Genomic DNA, 1205 nt, shown 5'->3' with positions numbered 1-1205 from the left:
ACGCTGGTGCTCGCGCCCATCTACGTGCTGGGCTTCAGCAAGGAAGTGATCGACGCCTACATCGTGGTGGTCGGCTTCCAGGCGGTGTTCAACCACTGCAACGTGAGCGTGCGGCTCGGCCCGCTGCGCTACATCATCGTGACGCCCAATTTCCACCACTGGCACCACAGCCAGGACATCGAGGCGCTCGACAAGAACTATTCGGCGCACTACGCCTTCCTCGACTACATCTTCGGCACGGCGGTCAAGAGCACCAAGCTCTGGCCCGAGAAGTACGGCGTGCTGGGCGACTACGTGCCCAACGGCTTCTTCAAGCAGCTGAAGTTTCCGTTCGTCTGGAAGGGATGATGCGCGCCGCTTTCAACAGGGCCGCCGCGGTCGTCGTGGCAGCGGGTGCCGCCCTGCTGCTCACCGCTTGCGCCACCCGCCTCGACCTGCCGACCAAGGACGCGGGCCTGCGCCTGCGGGTGCAAAGCTCGGTCATTGCACCGGGCAACGGCGGCGAACTGATCGCCGCCGAGGTGCTGGAGCCGGGCGACATCCTGCTGACCTCGATCGCAACGGTCAATTCCTTCGGCATCCGGCTGGGCACGTTCTCGCCGGTGAGCCATGCGGTGCTGTACCTGGGCGACGGCCAGATCGCCGAGGCGGTAGGCACGGGCGTGCGCGCGCGGCCGCTGGCCGAGGTGGTGGACGAAGAACAGATGGTGGTGGCGTTCCGTGTACCGGGTGTCGACGCAGAGGGAGCATCGCGGATGCGCGCCTGGGCGATGACGCAGGTGGGCGTGCGCTACAACACGGTGGGCGTGCTGCTGAATGCGCCGTTCGTGCTGAACCGGCGCCTGTGCGAGTTGCCGCTGGTGCCATCGTCGGTCAGCAGTTTCTGCATGAGCGGCATGGCGATGGTGCAGTTGGGCGCAAGCCGCAACGACCAGTTCTTCTGTTCGCAGTTCGTGCTCGAGGCCTACAAGCAAGCGGGCCTGCCGATCACGAGCGCCGACCCACGCTGGGTGAGCCCGGCCGACCTGCTGCACATGCGCGAAGGCGACGTTCCCTCGATTGCGGCGACCCAGCCGCTGCGGTATGTCGGCCACCTGAAGTACAACCCGCCGCCTTTGCTGGCGGCGGATGGTCCGTAGGGATGCGCTTTTTGGTTCGTCGCAGTTTGGGGGTTGAGCGCTGCTGTTCGTTCATTCGGGGCGACG

The 1205-nt window shown here is 65.8% G+C and carries 2 protein-coding genes; both read left to right on the top strand.

Annotated elements, in window-relative coordinates; all coding sequences use genetic code 11:
* The coding region (locus DBV14_RS29905; protein ID WP_148092458.1) for a sterol desaturase family protein at positions 1 to 348 on the top strand (348 nt) is incomplete at its 5' end.
* Complete coding sequence (locus DBV14_RS29900) at positions 348 to 1139, top strand: YaeF family permuted papain-like enzyme (protein WP_124465014.1); 792 nt, start codon at positions 348 to 350, stop codon at positions 1137 to 1139. The genes DBV14_RS29905 and DBV14_RS29900, both read left to right, overlap by 1 nt.
* The last annotated feature ends 66 nt before the right edge of the window (positions 1140 to 1205 follow it).

This window comes from Variovorax sp. KBW07 (genome assembly GCF_003852515.1).
In the GTDB taxonomy this organism is placed as follows: Bacteria; Pseudomonadota; Gammaproteobacteria; order Burkholderiales; family Burkholderiaceae_C; genus Variovorax.
This window is presented reverse-complemented; position numbering and strand designations above follow the sequence as displayed.